Below are 20,449 nucleotides of genomic sequence, written 5' to 3'. Positions count from 1 at the left end.
GGCTTGTTACCCATGCAATAGGGCATGGAAGGGTCGTTGCAGAGCACGTTCACACAAGGCTTATGTCAGCACCCTACTCTTTTGAAAGGAAGAGTTTAATCCCCTACGAAAGGATCAGAACAGAGTATTATGATATCTGCAGAACTGACTTTACCGATCCGCAGAAAGAAGCTGACAGGTGTCTTTCCTGTGGTACTTGCAGGGATTGCCACATGTGTGAATATGCCTGTTATTGGGGAGCAATTCAGAGGATCGAGCATGGAGACGGCTCCTATGAATACATTGTTGATGATGATAAATGCATAGGCTGTGGATTCTGTGCCGGGATATGCCCTTGCGGTGTATGGGAGATGGTGGAAAATATTTAGTGTAAAGACTAATAAGGATTTCGAAAATTTTGTGAACTCAAAAAGATAAAGCCTAATAGAGAATTTCAATGGCAATTGCTTATTCTATTCTTAAAAAGGTCGGGATTTACTTTTCCAGTATTTTGCTATTATTAATTAAATCGGAGAAATTTTAAAGAAACTGTTTATAATAAAGAAATTATTTTAAACTCTGGTATCAAAAAAGAAAAAGCTTTTGTGGTAAGCCGGGCTTTCTTCGACTCCTTACTTCTGGTTATTTTGTTTACTGCAGTCGGTTATTTAGCTGGTATCCTTCTCCAAAAATTTATAGGACCTGTATCAGCAAATACTATAAAACTGCTCCAAGTCTCGGGTATGAGTCTTTTACTCTGGGGCACACTCTTTATTCGAGGATGAGATTCAAACTTGGGGAGGTGCCACTCTCACCGAAAAGGTTAATCAATGAATTTATAGAATACTTTACTGCCTTGGTACGGCTATACTTGTTTGTTCTCTTACACTTACACAATAAAAATTTTAAAAATTACATGATTTACTACCCCGGGTTTCTGTGATATACTTAAAGCAGGGGTGGCGCAGAAAGGAGGAAAGCAATGAAAAGGTTTCTTCTAAATATGGCTGTGTTCTCCTTCCTGTTTTTAGCAATATACGCAGTCAGCGCTATGGACCATGCGATTAAGATTCAGGAAAAGGAGGGATTAGGAAAATATCTTACAGATGCTGAGGGTAAAACACTTTACTGGTTCAAAAAAGATGCTCCAGGAAAAAGCACATGCACGGGACCCTGTCTTGAAAGATGGCCCTTGTATTACCGTGAGAGCATTGTGCCTCCAAAAGGTTTAAAAGCAGAAGATTTCGGAACAATCACCAGGGAAGATGGCAAGAAGCAGACAACCTTCAGGGGTTATCCACTCTATTACTTTTTTAATGATAAAAAAGCAGGAGATACAAATGGACAGGGTGTTAATAATGTATGGTTTGTAATAAACCCTGATAATTTTCCACCAAAATAGATAAAAGTAATTACTGCGCGCCACCTCATTTTCCAAATGGACATAAGGGGAATCTACATTCCTTACAGTTTAGGCAGAGTCCTCCGTGTCCGAGTTCTGCAAGCTCGTATCTGCCAATCCTTTCACCTGCAAGAATCCTTGGTAGAATTATATCAAATACTGTAGTCTTATGATACATAGCACATGCCGGGATACCTATAAGGGGGATGGATTCCACTGAAGAACAATGAGATAGCTCAGTAGTATTTAATGAACTATTTGCTTCACTATTTTCTGCTGCTCTGCTGATCTGCCGGTCTACCGGTCTGATATATGCTACAAGGAACATTGCTCCTGGAAGCACTGCTGAACCATAGGCCATCTCGATTGCACCGAGCCTGGCTACGGCAAACCTTGTAACATCATCTGGGTCAACTGACATTCCTCCGGTAGTAATAAGAAGGTCTGCACCTCTATAAATAAACTCTCTAAGTCTGGCTTCTATGAAATTAACATCATCAGGTGCGTAAGAGATACCGACTATCTCACCTTTATATTCCTCTATCTTTTTTATTATAACGGGTGCAAAGGCATCTTTAATCCTTCCATAATAGACCTCATTACCTGTAATAACCACGCCTGCCCTCGGTCTTTTTAATCTCTTGACCTCAATAACACCAGATTGATTTTTAGATTTGCAGCTTTCTAAAATGCTGACAGCCCTATCAACGATCTCTCGCTTTACAATAAGTGGAATTGCCCTCGTGCCGGCAATGACCTGACCTTTTCTTACAACTGTATTGTTATGTAATGTTGCACACATGACCTCTCCGAGCGTGTTAAAATTCAGAAGGACTTCCCTGTTTATCTTCAGAAGACCATCCCGTGCAGCAATCATATTGACCCTTCCTTCCTTTGGCTCTCCTTCAAGTTCAACTCCTTCACCAATAAGTGCCTCTGCAATAGTAAGGGCTGCCTCATCCTCATGGACATCATCAGGTCCTATGTTTAGTACATAGAGATGTTCCTTGCCCAGCCTCCTCAGGTGCTCAATGTCTTCTTCTCTTATAATATGACCTTTTTTGAAAGCCCTTCCCTTGAATCCCTCTCTTATCTCTGTAATATCATGGGCAAGGACTGTACCGACAGCCTCTGAAAGAGGTATTGTCCTAATATTTTTTCTCTCCTCTTTTATTTCGCACATATATACCCCCGGGAAAAATTTTCTTGAATCTCCTGTCTACTATCTCTCTAATACCTTCTTCAAGGACTTCGTATCTCCTTAAGAATTCCTTTGCCTTATCAGTAAGTCTGGCTCCGCCTCCGTTTTTCCCGCCCGCACGGCGCTCAACCAATTTTATTCCCAGTCTCTCTTCCATCGATTTTATATAACTCCATGCCTTTCTGTAAGAAATATTTATTTCTCTTGCTGCCCGGTTGATTGAACCATATCTATCGATTGCCTGCAGAAGAAACCTCCTTCCCCTTCCAAAAACCGGAGCTCCATCTACCTCTATCCAGATCTTTGATTTAATCTCCATATCGTTATGACATTTTTGCATAACGTTTATTAAATTTGTTTTATCAGATACCACACGTACAACTTCATCCTTATCTATGGATCTTGAATTATAATTAATACTCTGTGTAACCAGAATATTTTTCTCGGCAAATCTATTAATAGGTACTACAGAATCGTTAGTGCATGGTCTTCCACAATATAGTAACCTCCCTCAGCACATGGTCTGCATAATGTCTTTCCGTCAATATTAACCTCCCTCATATCCTGTATATATTCACCGCATACTTCACACTTAGTCCTTCTTAAAATTCTTCCGGGCATATCTTCGGGCCTGAGCCTGACAACTACAGGCATTGTCTCAAAAAGTTCATCATCAGACATTATTTTGTATGCCTCAATCTGTGCCTTATATCTATCTTCTACATCCTGGAAATATATCATTGCCTTCTCCTTTGCCTCTTCCTTTGCTATCACCCTTACGGCCTTTCCGGTTCTCAGATTTAAAAAGGTTGCTGCCATTTTTCCATAATCGATGAACTTAAGAGTCCTTTTTCCAAGACTGCATCCTGTAACACTCTGGACTGCATCCGTAGCACATCTGTCCATCTCAACAAATACAATAAGTTTTTTTCTGTCGTGCCCCTTTGGATCATCAATGCCTATAAGTGATAAACCAAGTAAAGCCATCCTGACACCAATGACCTGACCCGGACAGAGATGACCGTGAATCCTAACGGAGTCCTTAAGAAGTCTCTCAAAAACCAGAATATCTTTCATAATTTTATTATTAACCTTTTTCATTGTAAATTTTATGTTAATTTTATGGTAATTTCTCCTTAATATTTTAATCGATATATCATTTTTACATCTCTATTCTTGTAAGCACACCATGGAGTTTCTTAGGTGGAAGCTGAAAGAAACTTACAAATGTTGGCGTTATCCTCTTTATAGTAGAATAAGCCTTCCAGATAAGACCTTTTGCGCTAATGTCTTCAAGCCCATAAAATATAGCCCTTTCTTCAATACCGTTTTCCCTCAATATCTCCTCAACATTAACAACCTCCATGTAACCCATATGTATCTCGAAGACCCTTATACCGCAGCACAGGTCCTCTTTAAAAAATCCTGTTACACCAAATGGATCAGGTCTTCTTACAATGGAAAGAAATATATTTTCTTCATAGATAATTCCGTGAAAAAACATGGTCTCAACAATATAAGCCGGAATTTCATTGACATCCTTTAAGAGAAAAAGGGCTGTGCCAGGAATCCTGGGATTTGTTCTGTAGACCCTTTCAAATTTTAATATAAATTCATCCTTCGGCATGAAATTCATAAATCTGTAAAGCCTTTTCTGGCCCTCTGTAAAAAGGAGTATCATCACCAGAGGAAAGAAGGCAAGAACCAGAGACCAGTAACCACCATGGGGAATCTTATGAAGTGTTGAACTGAAATAGGTAATATCAATCAATGTCACAATAAAGGCTAAAAAAGCAGGAATGTACCTCTTTTTAAGAATGAATATGCTTATCATTGCAAGACCTGTTATTGTCATGTCTCCTGTCACAGCAAGTCCATAGGCAGCTGCAAGTTTTGAAGACTGACCGAACTCAATCATGATAAATATAACTGCTATAAGAAGAAACCAGTTCACACTGCCTATGTATATCTGGGATCTCAATTCTTTTGATGTATAATCAATCTTAAAAACAGGCATAATTCTTGTAGTTATTGCCTGATAGACGATGCTGAACATCCCGCTTATCATTGCCTGAGAGGCTATGATGGTAGCTGATATACTAAGTAAAAGAAAGGGCACGTAAAGAAGAGGTACTGTGTTTAGAGCCATTTCAAAAAGCACATTTTTCGCTTCTGGATGGCTGAGAAGAAAGGCTCCCTGGCCGAAATAATTTATGGTGAGGGCTGTAAATACAAAAACCCATGCCTCCCTTATGGGTCTTGAGCCGAGGTGGCCCATGTCTGCGTACATGGCCTCACTACCGGTTGCACAGAGTATAACCTCACCAAGTATCAGGTAACCCTTCCATCCGTTATTAATGAGAAATTCTATGGCATACAAAGGGTTAATAGCCTTCAAGACTGATGGATTTTTAAGTATGAAATTAATACCCAGGATCAAAAGGCATAGAAACCATATTACCATAACAGGACCGAACGAAAAGGCAACCCTCTCTGTGCCCTTTCTCTGGAAGGCAAAAAGAAGGATTGCTATCAATATTGATATTAAAACAATAACTGTCTGGGATATGCCCTCCAGTCCTGGAATAAGAGCCGAACCCTCAACAGCGCTGAGAATACTTATAGCTGGTGTTATTACGCCATCACCCATGAGGAGGGAAACACCTATAAAAGAAAGAAGGGCTACTGCTGTTTTTGATTTTACTGATTTTAGAAGGGATTTAAATATCTCAGCAAGGACTATAGTACCTCCCTCACCTCTGATACTCAGGCTCATTGCAAGGACATTGTATTGAATGGTGGGTAGAAAAACCAGTGTCCAGAAGATCAATGAAAGAACACCGATAACATTTGCCTCAGTAGGCTCAAGTATTAAGAAGACAACTGTGATAGTATATATAGGACTTGTGCCTATATCACCGAAAACTATTCCCAGTGCCTTTATTATTCCAGACATGAGATTTTAAGCTATAGCATAAAAAATTCAAACATAGTAAGGCAATCTATCTTACCATGTAAAGAAGCATTAAGTTTATTAGATATATAAGTGCCATAAAAAGAGAATCCCATGCCAGCAAGAGTCCTTTTTTTTCAGCTCTGTAGGTAAGACCTATTATAGCAACCGAAGTCATTACTATTGCAGCCACAGCAGGTAATATATGAGCCTTATTTACATAAGAGAGAAGCGGCCCCTGTGTAAAAAAGATATCATCAAGGGCAAGTATAAATATATTAAAAATATTGCTTCCGAAAAGATTACCAATTGCAAGGTCTAGTGCTCCCATCCTTACAGCAGCAAAGGAAACAACTACTTCTGGCATAGATGTGGACAGTGCTATAAATATATTCCCGACAAAGGTCTGCCCCAGACCTGTTACTTCTGCTATACCCTCCCCGATTCTGGGAAGAAAAATTGCAGCAGTTATAACAAAGAATGCATTGATTGCATAGTTTAATATTGCTTTTTTATAAGGAACCTCCTTATATCTTAATTCCAAAGCCATCTCCTTTACAAAGGCATTGATCTGCCTCTTTTCATAGTAATATATTAATCTCATTGCAACAAAATATATAAGTATAAATAACAAAGTATAAGGCCCGATCCAGCCGACCGGTGTAATATGCTCCTGTAGAAGGAGTGAACCTACGACAATGCTTAAAAGTAATATTCCAAATCCTGCGGAAAGAACATGACCATGATGGGCTCTTGAAGATAGGGGTGCGGGCTTATATATGGCATCCAATGATGAGAGAATAAGAAGATTAAAAACACAGCTTCCAAGAACATCACCAACTGCTATATCCGGAACCCTGGCATAGGTAACGGAGCTTATACCTGTGACAAGCTCGGGAAGGGATGTTACCGATGCCATAAGGACAACTCCTATCCATGTCCTTCCGAGTCCGGATTTCTCAGCAATGATATCTCCGTATCTTGAAAGTCTGGTACCACAGTAAAAAATTACTGCTGTTGCTGTAATGAAAGCCAGCCATAAAAGCATAGTCCACCTCAATGATATTTTGATATAACAAAACTTCCTGAATCTAAATACTCTATTGCCTTCTCTATATCAGACCTTTTTCCAATAAGAAGTACAATATCTCCGTCCTGAAGCACAAAATCAGGTGATGGATTCTGAAATATCTCATCACCTCTCTGAATTGCTATTATAGAGGCACCTGTCTGTGCTCTGAGATTCAGTTCCTTTATGGAATGTCCCTTTGCAGGAGATGTGTCCTTAATTAGAAAGGTCTCGGTCTCTATTATTTTTAAAATATCAACCCTTTCAGCAAGATGCCTCTGTGGAAGCTCAACTTTTCTCAAGGCACTGTAACTGTCCCGCCTTATTCCTTCAATGAATTCAAAGATAACGTTTCTCGGAACATTATATTTATGGAGTACCCTTGAAAATATTTCAATGGATGTCTCAAACTCTTCAGGTATTACTTCATCAGCACCGAGCTTCTTTAATTCATCAACCTCTATAACATACCTTGTCCTTACAATTATAAATAGTGATGGATTTTCCTGTCTTGCTATCGAAACTATAGCCCTCGTGGATACAGGATCGGATATGGCTATAACAAGGATTTTCGCTCTTTTTACACCGAGTTTTTCTAAAATCTCCTTTGATGTTCCATCACCATAATATATAGGCTCACCTCTCTTTTTCATCTCCATAACTGTATCAATATTCATATCCAGTATCACATAAGGAATCCCGGCTTCCCTCAGAACCCTCGCAAGATTCCTTCCGTTAAGTCCAAAACCGATTATTACTACATGGTCGTGCTTTTTTCTTGGATAACCCTCTGACTCTGAAAATTTTTTTATCCTCAAGGCACGTCTGATAATATTACTTCCTGTTAAAAATCCAGACAGGGCGGGTGCAAAGATTATCGTAAAGGGAGTTAATAACATGGTAATCACAGCAGATGACAAAAATATCTGATAAAACTCAAAGGACATAAGATTAAGAGCCCTTGCCTGATTTGCAAGAACAAAGGAAAACTCTCCTACCTGGAAAAGTGCAAGTCCAGTAATAATAGAGGTTCTTAAAGGTTTACCAATAATAATACCAGCACCTGTAGTGGTAATGATTTTCAGGATTATTATAAAGAGGATTGTCAGGGCTATATTAAGGCAATTTCCTGAAAGGACTTCCATATCCATAAGCATTCCAATAGATATAAAAAATAATGCCATGAAGCTTTCCTTAAATGGCAGTATATCAGCTGTAGCCTGATGGGAATATTCTGATTCAGATATTATGAGGCCCGCAATAAAGGCTCCAAGGGCAAAAGAAAGACCGAATCTTGATGTAATAAAGGCTATACCCAGACAGATAACTATAATGGATGTAATAAAAAGTTCTCTGCTCTTTGTTTTTACTATCTGATAAAGTATGAAAGGCACAAGCCATCTTGCACTGAGAAGAACCATTAATATAATAAAAACTGCTTTGGAGAGCTTTATGAATATTTCTGTAATTCTAACCTCTTCACCTGAAAGCAGGGGTATAAAAAGCATGAAAGGGACAACACAGAGGTCCTGAAAAATAAGAATGCCTGTACCCAGTCTTCCATGTGGTGTGTCAAGCTCTGCCCTGTCAGAGAATAACTTAAGAACAATGGCTGTGCTGCTGAGGGATATAAGTGCTCCGAAAAGAAGGGAGGTTTTCAGGCTTAAACCAACAGCATAGGAAAGTAAGGAACTCAGCAGAATAGCAGATACCACCTGGATTAGACCGGCACCCAGGACAACCTTTTTCATTCTAAGAAGTTTTTCAAGAGAAAATTCTATACCAACAGTAAAGAGGAGAAGAATAACGCCAATCTCTGCCAGGGTCTCAATTGCGTGAGTATCTTTTATAATTCCAATACCATGGGGTCCGATTATTATGCCAGATATTAAAAATCCAATAATTGAAGGAAGTCTCAACCTATGAAAAAGCATCACAACCAGAAGGGATACACCAAAGATTATGACTATTAATTTAAGAAATTCCATACATGTATGTTATCACATCTTGTTCTAAAATCATAACTTGACTTGAATTAATAATAGTGATTATCATTTCAAAATCAGGCGGAAAGGAGGTGAACAGAACTTTTTCATGCCAGTTAAATTATTGTAGGAGGTATTAATGAAGGTTATCAAGTACTTAATCATATTGATCTTTATCTCCCTATTATATATACCAGGCACCGCCATTTCAGAAGAAATCAAAAAGGCAAAAACCATTGATGAGCTTATAAAGAGGTATGATTCAACAGGCTGTAAGACCTGCCACGAAAAGATCTATCTTGAATGGGAAAAGTCATTGCACTCACGCTCCATATTTGGAACAGGCAGAACAGCGGCAACTCTTAGAACCACTGTCATTAACGGTCTTATGGAATGGCCTTATTCAGGTGTTAAAAAACCTGAGGATGTTAAGGTAAAACATCTCATGATATGCATGAAATGCCATCTCCCCCAGCTCGAAGAAGCAGAGGACAGTGTAGCACAGGAGATAATCAAAAATGTCTATGCCTTTATAGAGGGAAGTCCAGCAGAGTCAGAAAAAGCAGAAGCAGTGCTCAAAAAACTTAACATCAACTGCCTTATCTGTCATCAGAGAAATGCAATAGTACATAAATGGGTTGACGGTTATCCGGAAAAAAATGCTGTTTATGGCTCAAAGGATGGCTTCCATCCTTCGCCAGAACATCCAAAATTAAAGACAAGCCCGATTATAGGAGAGTCCATAATCTGCGGTCAGTGTCACGGACTTGGACCGAATTTTGAGCTTGACAACCCTTCCCAGTGCGGTACCCTTTATGGAAGCTATCTCTGGTCATACAGGGCAGAAGGTGGCACAGAGGACTGTCAGGACTGTCATATGAGAAAGAGCGGACTCGGTCATGATATGGAGAGTTACAGATCGCCTGAGATGCAGAGACTTGCAGTGGATTTCTATGTTAACGCCTACGGTCTTTACTGGCGGGATGGTGCAAAGATTGTTCCTCAAGCATTTGTTGAGGTTGATATCACGAATAAAGCAGGACATGCCATTCCGGATGGCTGACCAACTCCAAACAGGGTGGTCCTGGAAGTGACCGCAAAAACACCTGATGGAAAAGAGGTATTCAGGGCATCAAAGATCTACATGCCTGTACCCCAGCAGCTGGGAAGGGGTGACAGGATGGGTAGAGGCCCTTATGAAAAAAGCGGAATAATCAGAGATTCTAGCCTTCCGCCCCATAAGACTCTTTCAGAAAAATTCGAGATACCATTCCCGGCTGAAGAGACTATGGAGGGTGGCAAGCCTGTACGTAAAATCCTCTCCTATGATCTGGATATTGATGTAGAGCTGTGGTATCTGCCTTTTGGTACAAAAACAGACAGTCCATTCCTCTGGCAGAGGTATTCAAAGCGCATAAGCCTTTCAAAGACCGGCAAATGAAAATACTGAGGGAGGGCAATGCCCTCCCTTTCCATCTAAAAGATTCTGATATACTAATTCATGACTGACCTGGATTTCATTAAATTTGCCATAGAGGAGGCATTAAAGGCATCTGAAAAAGAAGAAGTACCTGTTGGTGCAGTTATTGTTTTAGATGGAAAAGTCATCGCGAGGGCACATAATCAGAAAGAAAGCCTTCCTGATGCTACAGCCCATGCTGAGCTTATCGCTATAAAAGAAGCCTGCAGGAAAATAAACAACTGGAGACTTGAGGAAGCAACCATATATGTAACCAAAGAGCCATGCATAATGTGTGCAGGAGCGATACTAAATGCAAGGATAAAGAGACTTGTTTACGGATGTGATGACCCCAAAGGTGGAGCTGTAAAAAGTCTCTATAATGTTCTGAACGACCAGAGGCTCAACCATCAGGTAGAGGTAATAGGAGGAGTGATGGAGGAGGAATGCAAAAGAATTCTTAAAGATTTTTTTAAAAAATTGAGGAAAAATGACTTCTGAAACCATGATTGGTGATGTTAGCAGAGAAAATATTAAGAGTATCCTTCACTCAGTTGAAGGTATGAGACATGGATGGTGGAATTATGAAGAACTTGAAAAAAGGGCTGATTATATCAAAACCCTTTTTTCCGAATATGATTATACTGTAGAAGAGCAGAACTTTCTGTTCGGTAACAGAACTTACAGAAATATAATTGCTACCCTGAATGGCATAAATTCAAAAAAGGAGTGGTTGCTTATTGGCGCTCATTATGATGCTGCCTATGGGTCTCCTGGTGCTGATGACAATGCAAGTGGTGTAGCTGTAATGATGGAGGTCGCAAGGATAATAAGAAAGAGCTCCTGTGCAGAAAATATCAAATTTGTTGCCTTTACCCTTGAAGAACCTCAGCTAGAGACATGGAATTTTCTTATCGGAAGTAAATATTTTGTGAGTGAAATGAAAAAAAGGGGATTTAGATACAGGGCTGTAATACTTGAATCTGTAGGATATATAAACAGGTCTGAAGGAAGCCAGCTCCTTCCTTCATTAGTAAAAGGTCCTGACAGAGGAGATTTCCTCGGAATAGTCAGTAACAGAAGGTCAATTCCTTTAATGAAGTCCTTTGAGCAATCAGCAAGAAAAAATGTACCATCACTTAAGACAATCTCTAAAGCTGTGCCCCTCAATGGTTATCTTATCCCTGAATCCCGCTTTAGCGATCACTCACCCTTTTGGGACAAAGGATTTCAGGCACTTATGCTTACAGATACAGCCATGTTCAGGAATCCTCATTACCACACACCAGGTGATACATCAGAAAAACTGGATATTGATTTTATGGCAGATGTAGCAGGAGCGGTGATCGGCTTCTGTATTGATACCAGAAAGTTCTAAGGCATCTGGAATATATCTTCAAGCTTTATCTTAAAACCCTTCAGCACAGAGGACTCAAGCTCTCCAGCTCTAACAGTCTTTTGAGTAAGAGAGAGGGTGCTACATCTGGAAGGAGTTTATAATAGTTAATATTAAGTCTCTTTTCCTTGGTAATCGGTATGCTTTATTATAATACAAAAATTAATCCTTTCAATCATTCTGTTAATATTCTTAAATCTTTCCTTTAATGTTACAATATCCTCTCTTAATAACCTCAAGGCCTCAGGTACATGTTTCATGAAATATTTCTTTCCCTTTACCATTGACAGAAAACCGTAGGCACCGAGGGCCTGCATGTGTCTCTGGAGCTTCATTACAGGAAGTGACTCAATAAAAAGTTCTTTATTAAAATCTGGAATTATAATCTCAGCCCTTTCTATGTAATATTTAATCAGTTTCTCTCTCAGAACATCTTCAAGTCTGTAATAGGGATCCCATAATAAGGAGGCAAGGTCATATCCAGGTGGTCCGATCCTCGAACCCTGATAGTCAATTATATAGGGTATTTCATTCTTTATCATAATATTCTGGGATTGAAAGTCCCTGTGTATAAGCCTCTTTGGATAAGAGTCTGCAATAAGAGCAAGCTCGTGAAATTCCCTTTCTAAATCCCTATCAATATCAATTCCAGCAATTGGTCTCAGGAATCTCTCAGTAAAATATCCTGTCTCCCATCTGAAGTGTTCATAGTCAAATACCCTAAATGAAGGAGTAGATTCATCAGGCATGATGGCATGAATCTGGACAAGAATATCGAGAACCTTTTTATACATATCCTCTATAAGGTACCTATCCCTTTTACCCTTTAGCCAGCTGTAGAGACTTATATCTCCAAGATCCTCAAAAAAAGCTGTATTCTTTTCTTCATTGTAATTTAATAATCTTGCTACCCTGATTCCCTGTTCGAAAAAAAATCTTGAATATTCAATATATCTCTTAAATTCAGGATCATCAGGCTCAGACTCCATCAATACCCTTCCATCTCCAAGCCTGTAATATCTTCTGTCAGAGCCACCTGTTCCAATAAGGTACGGAAGACTAAACAATCCATTCTCTTTTACTTTTAATGTAAATCCATAGCCTGTTATGGCATTTTCTATTGAACCTGAAACCTCGCCGTTTAAGACAAGAGCATTTCTTAGAGAAATTCCTTTTTTTAATTTCACACCTGATTCTATAGAGACAAATCCCTTCATTTCCACATGATCAGTGCATACTGATGAAGATATATACAGGCTTTCGCCATCTATCTTCAAAAGTTCATATATGGTTTTCGCATAGGATTCAGGAGTCCCTATATCACTCCAGTAGGCACCAGTAATATCATATACTCCTACAGAATATCCATACTCAATTGCCTTGAGCCAGGCCTCTGTTACAGAGGAATAACCGAGAGGTAGTAATCTAAGAAATTCCGGCTCGTATATAGCTATGCCAGTAAAGGCCATTAATTTTCCCTCTATTCCGCAAGAACTTAATCCTTTTAAAAGACCATTAGAGACAACAAGGTTATTAAACCTGGGATAATTATGGACAACAAGCGTTCCAATGTTTCTGGATGAAAAGTGAAAATCAAGCAGACCTTTAAGATCGGTATCCGTGATAATATCGGAGTTATGGACTATAAAGGTTGATTCTCTTAAAAAAAATTCAGCATTCTTTAAAGCTCCACCAGTACCATAAAGAGGATATTCATAAAATATATCTATCTTATATCTTAAAGGATGCCTATCAAGCCACTCCTTAATCATGAAGGCCCTGTGATGAAGATTGATCCCGATTTTTTCAGGATTAAGTGCACTTATCCTCTCAATAATACGGTCAAGAACAGGTCTACCGAATAAAGGTAAAAGTGGTTTAGGAATACTCTCTGTAAGAGGTCTCAGCCTTTCACCGAGTCCTGCTGCGAGTATAAAAGCATTAATCTTCATAGAGAAGGTACTTTTTTCTCACATTTTTATCAAATGCTTTAACTTCTGTCTGCCACCATTCTTCCATCTCTTCAAGTTTTTTTCCGGCCTCAATAAAACTTCTCAGTTTATGCGAACCGGTAAGAATATCTATTGGAAGCTTCTCTGATTCGTATTCATAGGGAGGTTTTCTCCACCTAAATTGTTCAGGATAGAGTTCATAAAGAGCTTTAAGTATAGCGATACCGGTCTTAAAGGATTTGAATCTCTTTCTATCTGTTACATGGATCTGGGCACCACCACACAACTGACCTGTATACTTATGAAATGTTGGCTCAAAAAATAAAGGTCTAAAGATAAGACCTTGAAGCCTGAATTCCTCCAGTCTTTTTACCAATCTCTCCGGTTCAATAAAAGGTGCACCAAAGATCTCAAAAGGTCTTGTAGTACCTCTACCCTCACTTACATTTGTACCTTCAAGAAGGCACATCCCTGGATAGACTGTTGCTGTCTCAAGGGTGGGCATATTTGGAGAGGGCATTACCCAGGGAAGGCCTGTCTGGTCAAACCACTGCCTTCTCTTCCAACCGCTCATTTTTATTATTTGAAGATCAAGTGAAGGATAAAACTCTTTTTTAAGGTATAAGGCTATCTCTCCGATGGTCATTCCATGTCTTACCGGTAGAGGCTTTAGACCAACAAAGGAAGAGTAATTAATATCAAGAACAGGACCTTCTATATAAATTCCATTAACTGGATTTGGTCTGTCAAGGACTACAAAGGATTTTCCCTGCTCCTCACAGGCCTCCATGCACAAACACATGGTCCAGATAAAGGTGTAGTATCTTGAACCTATATCCTGCAGGTCAGCAACAAAGACATCTATACCATTTAGCATCTCAGGAAGGGGTTTTCTTGTCTTTCCATAAAGGCTATAAACAGGAAGGCCTGTTTTTTTATCAACAAAGCCTTCCCATTCAATCATATTATCCTGAGTCTGAGCCCAAAGACCATGCTGTGGACCGAAGAGGGCTATCAATTTCCACTTTTTAGAACTAAAAAATATCTCTATTGCATGAATGAGTCTTCTGTTTACTGAAGCAGGATTTATTAGAAGACCCACTCTGGCATTATTAAATCTTCTTGGCCAGGACTTCAAAATGAGATCAAGCCCTGTTAATACCGGTATTTTCATTCTGTAAGTATCTTCAGTATCTCTTTATACCTCTGAGATGTCCTTTCTATAATCTCTGCCGGAAGATTTGGAGCTGGTGGTTTCTTATCCCATTTTATCGAGATTAGATAATCACGGACTATCTGTTTGTCATAACTGTCCTGAGCCCGGCCAGGCTGGTAATCTCTGATTGACCAGAATCTTGATGAATCAGGTGTAAGAAGTTCATCTATTAATATCAATTTTCCATCATGTATACCGAATTCCATCTTTGTATCAGCTATTATGATACCCTTTTTTTCAGCCATATCTCTTGCCTTTTTGTAAATCCTGAGACTTATATCTCTGAGTTTCTGAGCAAGTTCTTCACCAACGATCTTCTCCATCTCCTCAAAGGTTATATTTACATCATGGCCCTCTTCAGCCTTTGTGCTTGGTGTGAATATGGGTTCTTCAAGTTTTGAAGACTCCAGAAGCCCTGACGGCAGTTTTATACCGCAAACAGTGCCTTTTTCCTTGTATTCCTTCCAGCCACTTCCGGATAAATAACCTCGCACAATGCACTCAACAGTAAGGGGTTTTGCTTTCTTAACAAGCATGCTTCTACCCTCAAGTAGCTCTCTGTATTTGTGAAGCTCCTGAGGATAATCCTTTACATCAGTTGCAATGATGTGGTTTTCGATAATATCCTTCATCTGATTGAACCAGTAAATGGAAATCTGTGTAAGCACCCTTCCCTTATCAGGTATAGGATCAGGCAGTACTACATCAAAAGCAGAAACTCTGTCAGTAGCAATAATTAAAAGAGCATCATCGATCTCATAAATATCCCTTACCTTTCCTCTTTTTAGAAGTCTGATTTCTGAAATCTCTGTCCGGGTAACAATTGACATAGCAACCTCCTTTCTCAAAAAACATTTTTTTATAGAAAAAGCAATTATATCATTTTATCATTTCAAAAGGAAGAGCTCATTTTACGTTTAAAGTACTTTTCTATCTCAATAGCAATAAATACAGTAGATGAAATAGCAATTGTAAAAAGTAATTCATTTATTGTGAGCGGCTCTGTCTTGAATATAGGATTGAAGAAGGGCACATAGATTATTGACATCTGTAACAGGAAAGTGAATATAACAGCAGCTATCATAGCCTTTATCTCTCTAAGGGGCATTTTGAAAAATGACTGCTTCTCAGATGTAAGTGCAAGGGCAGCTCCAAGCTCTGCCAAGCACATAAAGGTAAAGAGCATGGTCTGCCATTTTGTATTGAAACCATTATTTAGGGTGATTGCCTGGAGCATTATTCCTACACTCGCTAAAAGAAATCCTACCCAAAGTATCCCGGTTATCATGCTTGAGGTAAGGATACCCTCTTTCGGGTTCTTGGGAGGCCTTTTCATAATATCAGGTTCAGGAGGTCCTGCTGCAAAAGCAAGGCTCGGAAGCCCATCTGTTATGAGATTGAGCCAGAGTATATGAATGGGCAACAAAGGCATCGGAAGGTTGAATAAGGGAGCAAAAAACAGAAGCATAATCTCTCCGGAATTTGTTGATAATATATAACGAATCATCTTGGTTATGCCATCAAATATCCTCCTTCCCTCCTTCACAGCATTAACAATAGTGGCAAAATTATCATCAAGTAAAACCATATGGGCAGCCTGTTTAGCCACATCTGTACCTGTAATACCCATAGCAATACCAATATCTGCCTTTTTAAGAGCAGGAGCATCATTAACACCATCCCCTGTCATGGCAACAAACTGCCCTTTATCCTGTAATGCTTTGACTATCTTAAGCTTCTGTTCAGGAGCTACTCTTGCGTAAACCCTTATATGCTCAACTCTATCTTCAAAATCCTCTAAGGATAGCCTGTCAAGTTCACTTCCTGTGATTAATACCTTTCCGTTATCTTCTATGATATCAAGTCTTTTTGCTATTGCCTTTGCAGTAAGCGGATGGTCACCTGTTATCATAACAGGTTTTATCCCTGCCGTTTTACATATCCTAACTGCTTCCTTAGCCTCTTCTCTTGGAGGATCCATCAATCCTACAAGGCCCAGAATTGTAAGGCCTGCTTCAACATCTTCATATGATAGATTCTCAGGGAGTACATTCCATGTCCTCATAGCTATTCCAAGAACCCTGAGACCATCTGCTGACATCTTCTCGCTTACACTTAGTATTTCATCCTTCACAAGTGGCTGTAGACCTTCAGAGGTTATAATGTTTATTGACCTGTCAAGAAGCACCTCAATTGCGCCCTTAGTGAAAGAGATAAACTGAGCATTTTCAAATAACCTGGACTGTTCATGCAGGCTTTGTATTCCTTCAACTATATCCTGTGTCAGTCTATGTATAGTTGTCATACATTTTCTATCTGAATCAAAAGGTATTTCTGCCGCGCGTGGTAAGATTTTTTCAAGATCCCTTTTGTGAAATCCGAACTCCTGAGCAATTTTATAAAGTGCTGTTTCTGTTGGATCTCCAATAAGACTTCCATCTGAGACCATTTGTGCATCATTACTGAGAGCAAGGGCAGTCATAAATTGGTAGAATGGGGTTTGTTGCTGATATATAAATTTCTCCTTTACATTATGATTTTCTAGGTTGTAAATTTTTCTATTCACCCATATTTCTACTACACTCATTTTATTCAATGTAAGCGTTCCTGTTTTATCAGAGCAGATGTAAGTAACAGAGCCAAGTGTTTCCACAGCAGCCAGTTTCCTTATAAGAACATTCTGCTTTACCATCTTTTTAGCACCAAGGGCAAGGGAAATGGTCACAACTGCAGGCAGTGCCTCAGGTACAGCAGCAACTATCAAAGTTAAAGCTGTCATAAACATCAAAAGTATCTCTTCTCCCCGGAGAATACCTATAGCAAAAAGAAGCCCGCAAATAGCAATTGCAGAGATTGAAAGCTTCTGGCCAAAGACAGCCAGCCTTTTTTGAAGAGGTGTTTTTGCCTCCTCTTCTTCCTGTAGCATGCTGGCAATCCTGCCAATTTCTGTCTCCATACCCGTTCCTGTGACTACTCCAATACCGCGACCGTAAGTTACCACAGTACCTTTATAAACCATGTTTTTCCTGTCACCTATGGGCAGATGCTCATCATGAAGGGTTCTCGAATGCTTTTCAACAGGCACAGACTCACCGGTCAGAACAGCCTCATCTACTTTTAGCTGAGCACTTTCAATCAATCTCATATCAGCCGGTACAACCTTACCAGCCTCAAGTATTACAACATCACCGGGTGTAAGTTGTGATGCAGGTATATTTACAGCCATTCCGTCTCTTCTTACAGTTGCAACAGGTGCAGCCATCTTCTTAAGTGCTGCCATTGCCTTTTCAGCCCTGTACTCCTGAATAAAGCCGATTATGGCATTGAGTATTACAATTACGACTATTGCAACTGTATCTATAAGATCTCCAACAATTCCGGAAATGATTGCGGCTGCAATAAGAACAAGGATCATGAAATCCTTAAATTGATCAAAGAACATCATCATAGGAGATCTTTTCTTCTTCTCCTTGAGCTCATTTGGACCGAACTGCTCAAGACGACTCGCCGCCTCTTCTGAGGAGAGACCCTGAGGAGAAGTTTTGAGTTCTTCAAAAATCTGTTTCAAATCTTTCTGATACCAGTGCATAATAATATCTCCTAAATTTATCTTAATATTGATTGTTCTGGATTTTTTCTGTTTATCCTTGATTTAATCCTGTCCAGTAATTTTCTTGCCCAGATAAATTCAATGCCAAGAATTCCAAGACCTAGGGGAATTACAATAAAGGCAGGTCCTGGTAATACAATCATTGCAAGTCCAATTGCAAGAACAGTAAATCCGATTACGGCAATAATCAGTCTCCTTACCTGTCTTATTGTTGTAAGCACAAGTTTATTCATCTTTAATCAAAGAGATCAAATATCCTTTCAAAGGTTGATTTCTTTTTATACCTATATTTTTCATAATAATCATGTTTTTCTTTCCATAAAGGCCTGAATTCTTCATCAAGTGAAGCCTCGGCCTGTTTAATATGGTTTATGATCTTTGCAAGCTCACCTTTGTCAAGCCATAGACCACCGCAGGAAGGACAGTGGTCCAGTACAACACCGTGTTTTACTGTCTCTATCAGTTCATCATTACATCTTGGACACTTCATCTCATACCTCCTTGAATTTATGTGACTATAAGATGGAAAAACTTTTATCAATAAAAAAGACCTTTACCACAGTTTGCCTGTGATAAAGGTCTTGCCTGTCGTTTGGTGCGACGAGCAGTACCGGGCATTAGCCGTGCTGACGATACTACTCTTTAAGGCTACTCCCCTTTATCTTTTAAAGAATTATACTTTAAAACCTGCTTCTTATTCAAGACTATTCTTTGCTGATCTCGTATTTTCCATCTTTGTCAATTTTAATATTTGCGTTTAGGAATCTAACTTTATAGCCAGCTTCTTTAAGAATATGATAGGCCATCTCGGCCCTCACGCCTGTTACACAGTGCGTGATAATCTCCTTGTCCTTAGGTATTTCTGAAAGTCTTTCAGGTATTTCCTGTGTTGGGATGTTCTTTGCTCCTCTGAGCATTCCATGCATTGCCTCATCTTCATCCCTTACATCAAGTATAAACTTGTCAGGAGGAAGTGTTTCAGCAATCTGTTTGAACTCTTCGATGAGTATCTCACCTGGTCTTGGTTTTGGAACATAAACTATGACTTCAGCAGGTTTACCCTGTGAAATACTGTACCCTGCCTTTTTCCAGGCCTCTATTCCATCCTTTAAAACAGTAGCATTTGTATAACCCCATGCCCTTACAATGCTGAAGGCTTCAATTGAAGAGCCAGTGTCAGTGCTGTACAAAATAATTGGTGCCTTTTTATCAGCAGGAAATTTATCCTTCATGGTAACAATCCTATCAGCAGGTACGGACACAGCGCCAGGAATATGGCCCTTTATTGCCTCTTCTAACGGTCTCAGATCTATCAGCACCTGAGGTATATCCTTGTCAAGATTGTCCTTTACAAAGTTTATAGTGGATAAGACAAGTTTGCCTGCCTTTTTCCATTCAGGCATGCCATCATGAAAGACCTTAACATTCTTATATCCGAGTCTCTCTGCCTTACTGGCAGAGTTAGGACTCAGCCTTCAGGTCACACCACCGCAATAGAATATCAAAAGTATATCCTTGTCCTTTGGAAGCTTATCTATGTGCTTATCAAATTCAGCATCATAGATTGATACAGCATAAGGAATATGTCCCTCATGATAGCGAGGAGCTGGCCTTGAATCTACTAAAAAGAATTTACCCTTCTCAGGACCGAGCTCAATGAGTTTTGACAGTTCCTCAACACTAATAAGTTTTTCCTCTGGAACCCTGGCAGGTGGTTTTACTGAAACTGTTTTTGCATAGAGCTGTCCCTGTCTTTCTTCAATCTCAATAGCAACCTCTTTTTCCTTTGCTATCTTGGTAATCTTTTCAGCTCCGATTACCTTTGTATTATCATCATATTTCACAATCCAGGCAGCAGGACCTATCTGGACCTGTATTGTCCCGGCTTTTTGAGAAACATTTACGAATGATCCTCTTAGAACCTTTTCATCAGGTGCATGGCACTGTTTGCAGATTGGTGCAATCTTAGGCTTATCAGTCTGGGAAAAGACTGGCAGGGCTATCACAGTCAATGCAACTAGAAATATTAAAAATAAGCCCAATCTCTTCATGGTTCCTCCTTTCTTAATCATAATTATATCTCTACCTAGAGGTAGAACTTTATATAAATATAATTAAAATTTTATAAATTTTGCAACAATGATACTATTTAGGTAATGTAAAATTTTCTGTGTAAAATTGAAAATTAAAGAAAAAAGGGTGTATCCTCCATAATTAACAATGAATT

20 protein-coding genes are annotated in these 20,449 nt (G+C 39.3%); 6 read left to right on the top strand and 14 right to left on the bottom strand.

All coding sequences use genetic code 11. The annotated features are described in order from the left end of the window. On the top strand, positions 1 to 368 hold a 368-nt coding region (locus tag N2257_06820; GenBank protein MCX7794098.1), incomplete at its 5' end, for a 4Fe-4S binding protein. Between the two features lie 593 nt (positions 369 to 961). Then, complete coding sequence (locus N2257_06815) at positions 962 to 1,381, top strand: hypothetical protein (protein ID MCX7794097.1); 420 nt, start codon at positions 962 to 964, stop codon at positions 1,379 to 1,381. Between the two features lie 25 nt (positions 1,382 to 1,406). On the opposite strand, the gene N2257_06810 is transcribed toward N2257_06815, so the two are convergent. The 6 genes from N2257_06810 to N2257_06785 form a co-directional block, all read right to left on the bottom strand. After that, positions 1,407 to 2,564: a molybdopterin-binding protein gene (locus N2257_06810; GenBank protein MCX7794096.1), complete on the bottom strand. Its 1,158-nt coding sequence runs from the start codon at positions 2,562 to 2,564 to the stop codon at positions 1,407 to 1,409. Beyond that, entirely contained in the window at positions 2,530 to 2,901 is a 372-nt protein-coding gene (locus N2257_06805; GenBank protein MCX7794095.1) for a winged helix-turn-helix domain-containing protein, read from the bottom strand. The genes N2257_06810 and N2257_06805 overlap by 35 nt, the downstream gene beginning before the upstream one ends. 146 nt (positions 2,902 to 3,047) lie before the next feature. Next, positions 3,048 to 3,659, bottom strand: a complete 612-nt coding sequence (locus tag N2257_06800; protein MCX7794094.1) for an FmdE family protein — start codon at positions 3,657 to 3,659, stop codon at positions 3,048 to 3,050. An 85-nt stretch (positions 3,660 to 3,744) separates the two neighbouring features. Next, positions 3,745 to 5,538, bottom strand: coding sequence for a KUP/HAK/KT family potassium transporter (locus N2257_06795; GenBank protein ID MCX7794093.1), 1,794 nt, complete (start codon positions 5,536 to 5,538; stop codon positions 3,745 to 3,747). Positions 5,539 to 5,584: 46 nt separating this feature from the next. Continuing rightward, positions 5,585 to 6,583 carry a hypothetical protein gene (locus N2257_06790; GenBank protein ID MCX7794092.1) on the bottom strand — a complete coding sequence of 333 codons (999 nt, stop codon included), beginning with the start codon at positions 6,581 to 6,583 and terminating at the stop codon, positions 5,585 to 5,587. An 8-nt stretch (positions 6,584 to 6,591) separates the two neighbouring features. Then, the gene (locus N2257_06785; GenBank protein MCX7794091.1) at positions 6,592 to 8,592 is read right to left on the bottom strand and encodes a monovalent cation:proton antiporter-2 (CPA2) family protein; all 2,001 of its coding nucleotides are present in this window, start codon (positions 8,590 to 8,592) and stop codon (positions 6,592 to 6,594) included. A gap of 136 nt (positions 8,593 to 8,728) precedes the next feature. On the opposite strand from N2257_06785, the gene extKL reads away from it, so the two are divergent. Genes extKL through N2257_06765 form a run of 4 tightly spaced genes read left to right on the top strand, consistent with a single transcriptional unit; the run spans position 8,729 to position 11,426 of the window. After that, a complete protein-coding gene (gene extKL / locus N2257_06780) occupies positions 8,729 to 9,652 on the top strand; it encodes a multiheme c-type cytochrome ExtKL (GenBank protein MCX7794090.1) in 924 nt (307 codons plus the stop codon). A gap of 27 nt (positions 9,653 to 9,679) precedes the next feature. Then, entirely contained in the window at positions 9,680 to 10,030 is a 351-nt protein-coding gene (locus N2257_06775; GenBank protein ID MCX7794089.1) for a hypothetical protein, read from the top strand. A gap of 60 nt (positions 10,031 to 10,090) precedes the next feature. Next, positions 10,091 to 10,549, top strand: a complete 459-nt coding sequence (gene tadA, locus N2257_06770) for a tRNA adenosine(34) deaminase TadA (GenBank protein MCX7794088.1) — start codon at positions 10,091 to 10,093, stop codon at positions 10,547 to 10,549. Next, on the top strand, positions 10,539 to 11,426 hold the full coding sequence (locus N2257_06765; GenBank protein MCX7794087.1) for a M28 family peptidase: 888 nt from the start codon (positions 10,539 to 10,541) through the stop codon (positions 11,424 to 11,426). The genes tadA and N2257_06765 overlap by 11 nt, the downstream gene beginning before the upstream one ends. A gap of 131 nt (positions 11,427 to 11,557) precedes the next feature. On the opposite strand, the gene N2257_06760 is transcribed toward N2257_06765, so the two are convergent. The 8 genes from N2257_06760 to N2257_06725 all read right to left on the bottom strand — a co-directional run bounded on the left by N2257_06760 (position 11,558) and on the right by N2257_06725 (position 20,273). Continuing rightward, positions 11,558 to 13,396 carry a phosphotransferase gene (locus N2257_06760; protein MCX7794086.1) on the bottom strand — a complete coding sequence of 613 codons (1,839 nt, stop codon included), beginning with the start codon at positions 13,394 to 13,396 and terminating at the stop codon, positions 11,558 to 11,560. Further along, positions 13,386 to 14,570: a DUF1343 domain-containing protein gene (locus N2257_06755; GenBank protein ID MCX7794085.1), complete on the bottom strand. Its 1,185-nt coding sequence runs from the start codon at positions 14,568 to 14,570 to the stop codon at positions 13,386 to 13,388. Before N2257_06755 ends, N2257_06760 begins: the two co-directional genes overlap by 11 nt. Further along, a complete protein-coding gene (locus N2257_06750) occupies positions 14,567 to 15,442 on the bottom strand; it encodes a phosphoribosylaminoimidazolesuccinocarboxamide synthase (protein ID MCX7794084.1) in 876 nt (291 codons plus the stop codon). Before N2257_06750 ends, N2257_06755 begins: the two co-directional genes overlap by 4 nt. Positions 15,443 to 15,504: 62 nt before the next feature. Further along, positions 15,505 to 18,201: a cation-translocating P-type ATPase gene (locus tag N2257_06745; protein ID MCX7794083.1), complete on the bottom strand. Its 2,697-nt coding sequence runs from the start codon at positions 18,199 to 18,201 to the stop codon at positions 15,505 to 15,507. A gap of 17 nt (positions 18,202 to 18,218) precedes the next feature. After that, positions 18,219 to 18,455 carry a PGPGW domain-containing protein gene (locus tag N2257_06740; protein ID MCX7794082.1) on the bottom strand — a complete coding sequence of 79 codons (237 nt, stop codon included), beginning with the start codon at positions 18,453 to 18,455 and terminating at the stop codon, positions 18,219 to 18,221. Between the two features lie 2 nt (positions 18,456 to 18,457). Further along, complete coding sequence (locus N2257_06735) at positions 18,458 to 18,712, bottom strand: zf-TFIIB domain-containing protein (protein ID MCX7794081.1); 255 nt, start codon at positions 18,710 to 18,712, stop codon at positions 18,458 to 18,460. 214 nt (positions 18,713 to 18,926) lie between these two features. Beyond that, positions 18,927 to 19,625: a rhodanese-like domain-containing protein gene (locus N2257_06730; protein MCX7794080.1), complete on the bottom strand. Its 699-nt coding sequence runs from the start codon at positions 19,623 to 19,625 to the stop codon at positions 18,927 to 18,929. A 72-nt stretch (positions 19,626 to 19,697) separates the two neighbouring features. Continuing rightward, entirely contained in the window at positions 19,698 to 20,273 is a 576-nt protein-coding gene (locus N2257_06725; protein MCX7794079.1) for a rhodanese-like domain-containing protein, read from the bottom strand. Positions 20,274 to 20,449 lie beyond the last annotated feature (176 nt).

It is taken from the genome of Thermodesulfovibrionales bacterium (genome assembly GCA_026417875.1).
In the GTDB taxonomy this organism is placed as follows: Bacteria; Nitrospirota; Thermodesulfovibrionia; order Thermodesulfovibrionales; family CALJEL01; genus CALJEL01.
Note: the sequence above shows the minus strand (reverse complement) of the source record. Positions and strands in the feature narration are given on the sequence as shown.

Bases quoted from the DNA above. Each gene is read 5' to 3' on its own strand.
- N2257_06815 (MCX7794097.1), top strand. From the start codon at position 962: ATGAAAAGGTTTCTTCTAAATATGGCTGTGTTCTCCTTCCTGTTTTTA.
- N2257_06810 (MCX7794096.1), bottom strand. From the start codon at position 2,564: ATGTGCGAAATAAAAGAGGAGAGAAAAAATATTAGGACAATACCTCTT.
- N2257_06805 (MCX7794095.1), bottom strand. From the start codon at position 2,901: ATGGAGATTAAATCAAAGATCTGGATAGAGGTAGATGGAGCTCCGGTT.
- N2257_06800 (MCX7794094.1), bottom strand. From the start codon at position 3,659: ATGAAAGATATTCTGGTTTTTGAGAGACTTCTTAAGGACTCCGTTAGG.
- N2257_06795 (MCX7794093.1), bottom strand. From the start codon at position 5,538: ATGTCTGGAATAATAAAGGCACTGGGAATAGTTTTCGGTGATATAGGC.
- N2257_06790 (MCX7794092.1), bottom strand. From the start codon at position 6,583: ATGCTTTTATGGCTGGCTTTCATTACAGCAACAGCAGTAATTTTTTAC.
- N2257_06785 (MCX7794091.1), bottom strand. From the start codon at position 8,592: ATGGAATTTCTTAAATTAATAGTCATAATCTTTGGTGTATCCCTTCTG.
- extKL (MCX7794090.1), top strand. From the start codon at position 8,729: ATGAAGGTTATCAAGTACTTAATCATATTGATCTTTATCTCCCTATTA.
- tadA (MCX7794088.1), top strand. From the start codon at position 10,091: ATGACTGACCTGGATTTCATTAAATTTGCCATAGAGGAGGCATTAAAG.
- N2257_06765 (MCX7794087.1), top strand. From the start codon at position 10,539: ATGACTTCTGAAACCATGATTGGTGATGTTAGCAGAGAAAATATTAAG.
- N2257_06760 (MCX7794086.1), bottom strand. From the start codon at position 13,396: ATGAAGATTAATGCTTTTATACTCGCAGCAGGACTCGGTGAAAGGCTG.
- N2257_06755 (MCX7794085.1), bottom strand. From the start codon at position 14,570: ATGAAAATACCGGTATTAACAGGGCTTGATCTCATTTTGAAGTCCTGG.
- N2257_06750 (MCX7794084.1), bottom strand. From the start codon at position 15,442: ATGTCAATTGTTACCCGGACAGAGATTTCAGAAATCAGACTTCTAAAA.
- N2257_06745 (MCX7794083.1), bottom strand. From the start codon at position 18,201: ATGCACTGGTATCAGAAAGATTTGAAACAGATTTTTGAAGAACTCAAA.
- N2257_06740 (MCX7794082.1), bottom strand. From the start codon at position 18,455: ATGAATAAACTTGTGCTTACAACAATAAGACAGGTAAGGAGACTGATT.
- N2257_06735 (MCX7794081.1), bottom strand. From the start codon at position 18,712: ATGAAGTGTCCAAGATGTAATGATGAACTGATAGAGACAGTAAAACAC.
- N2257_06730 (MCX7794080.1), bottom strand. From the start codon at position 19,625: ATGCCTGAATGGAAAAAGGCAGGCAAACTTGTCTTATCCACTATAAAC.
- N2257_06725 (MCX7794079.1), bottom strand. From the start codon at position 20,273: ATGAAGAGATTGGGCTTATTTTTAATATTTCTAGTTGCATTGACTGTG.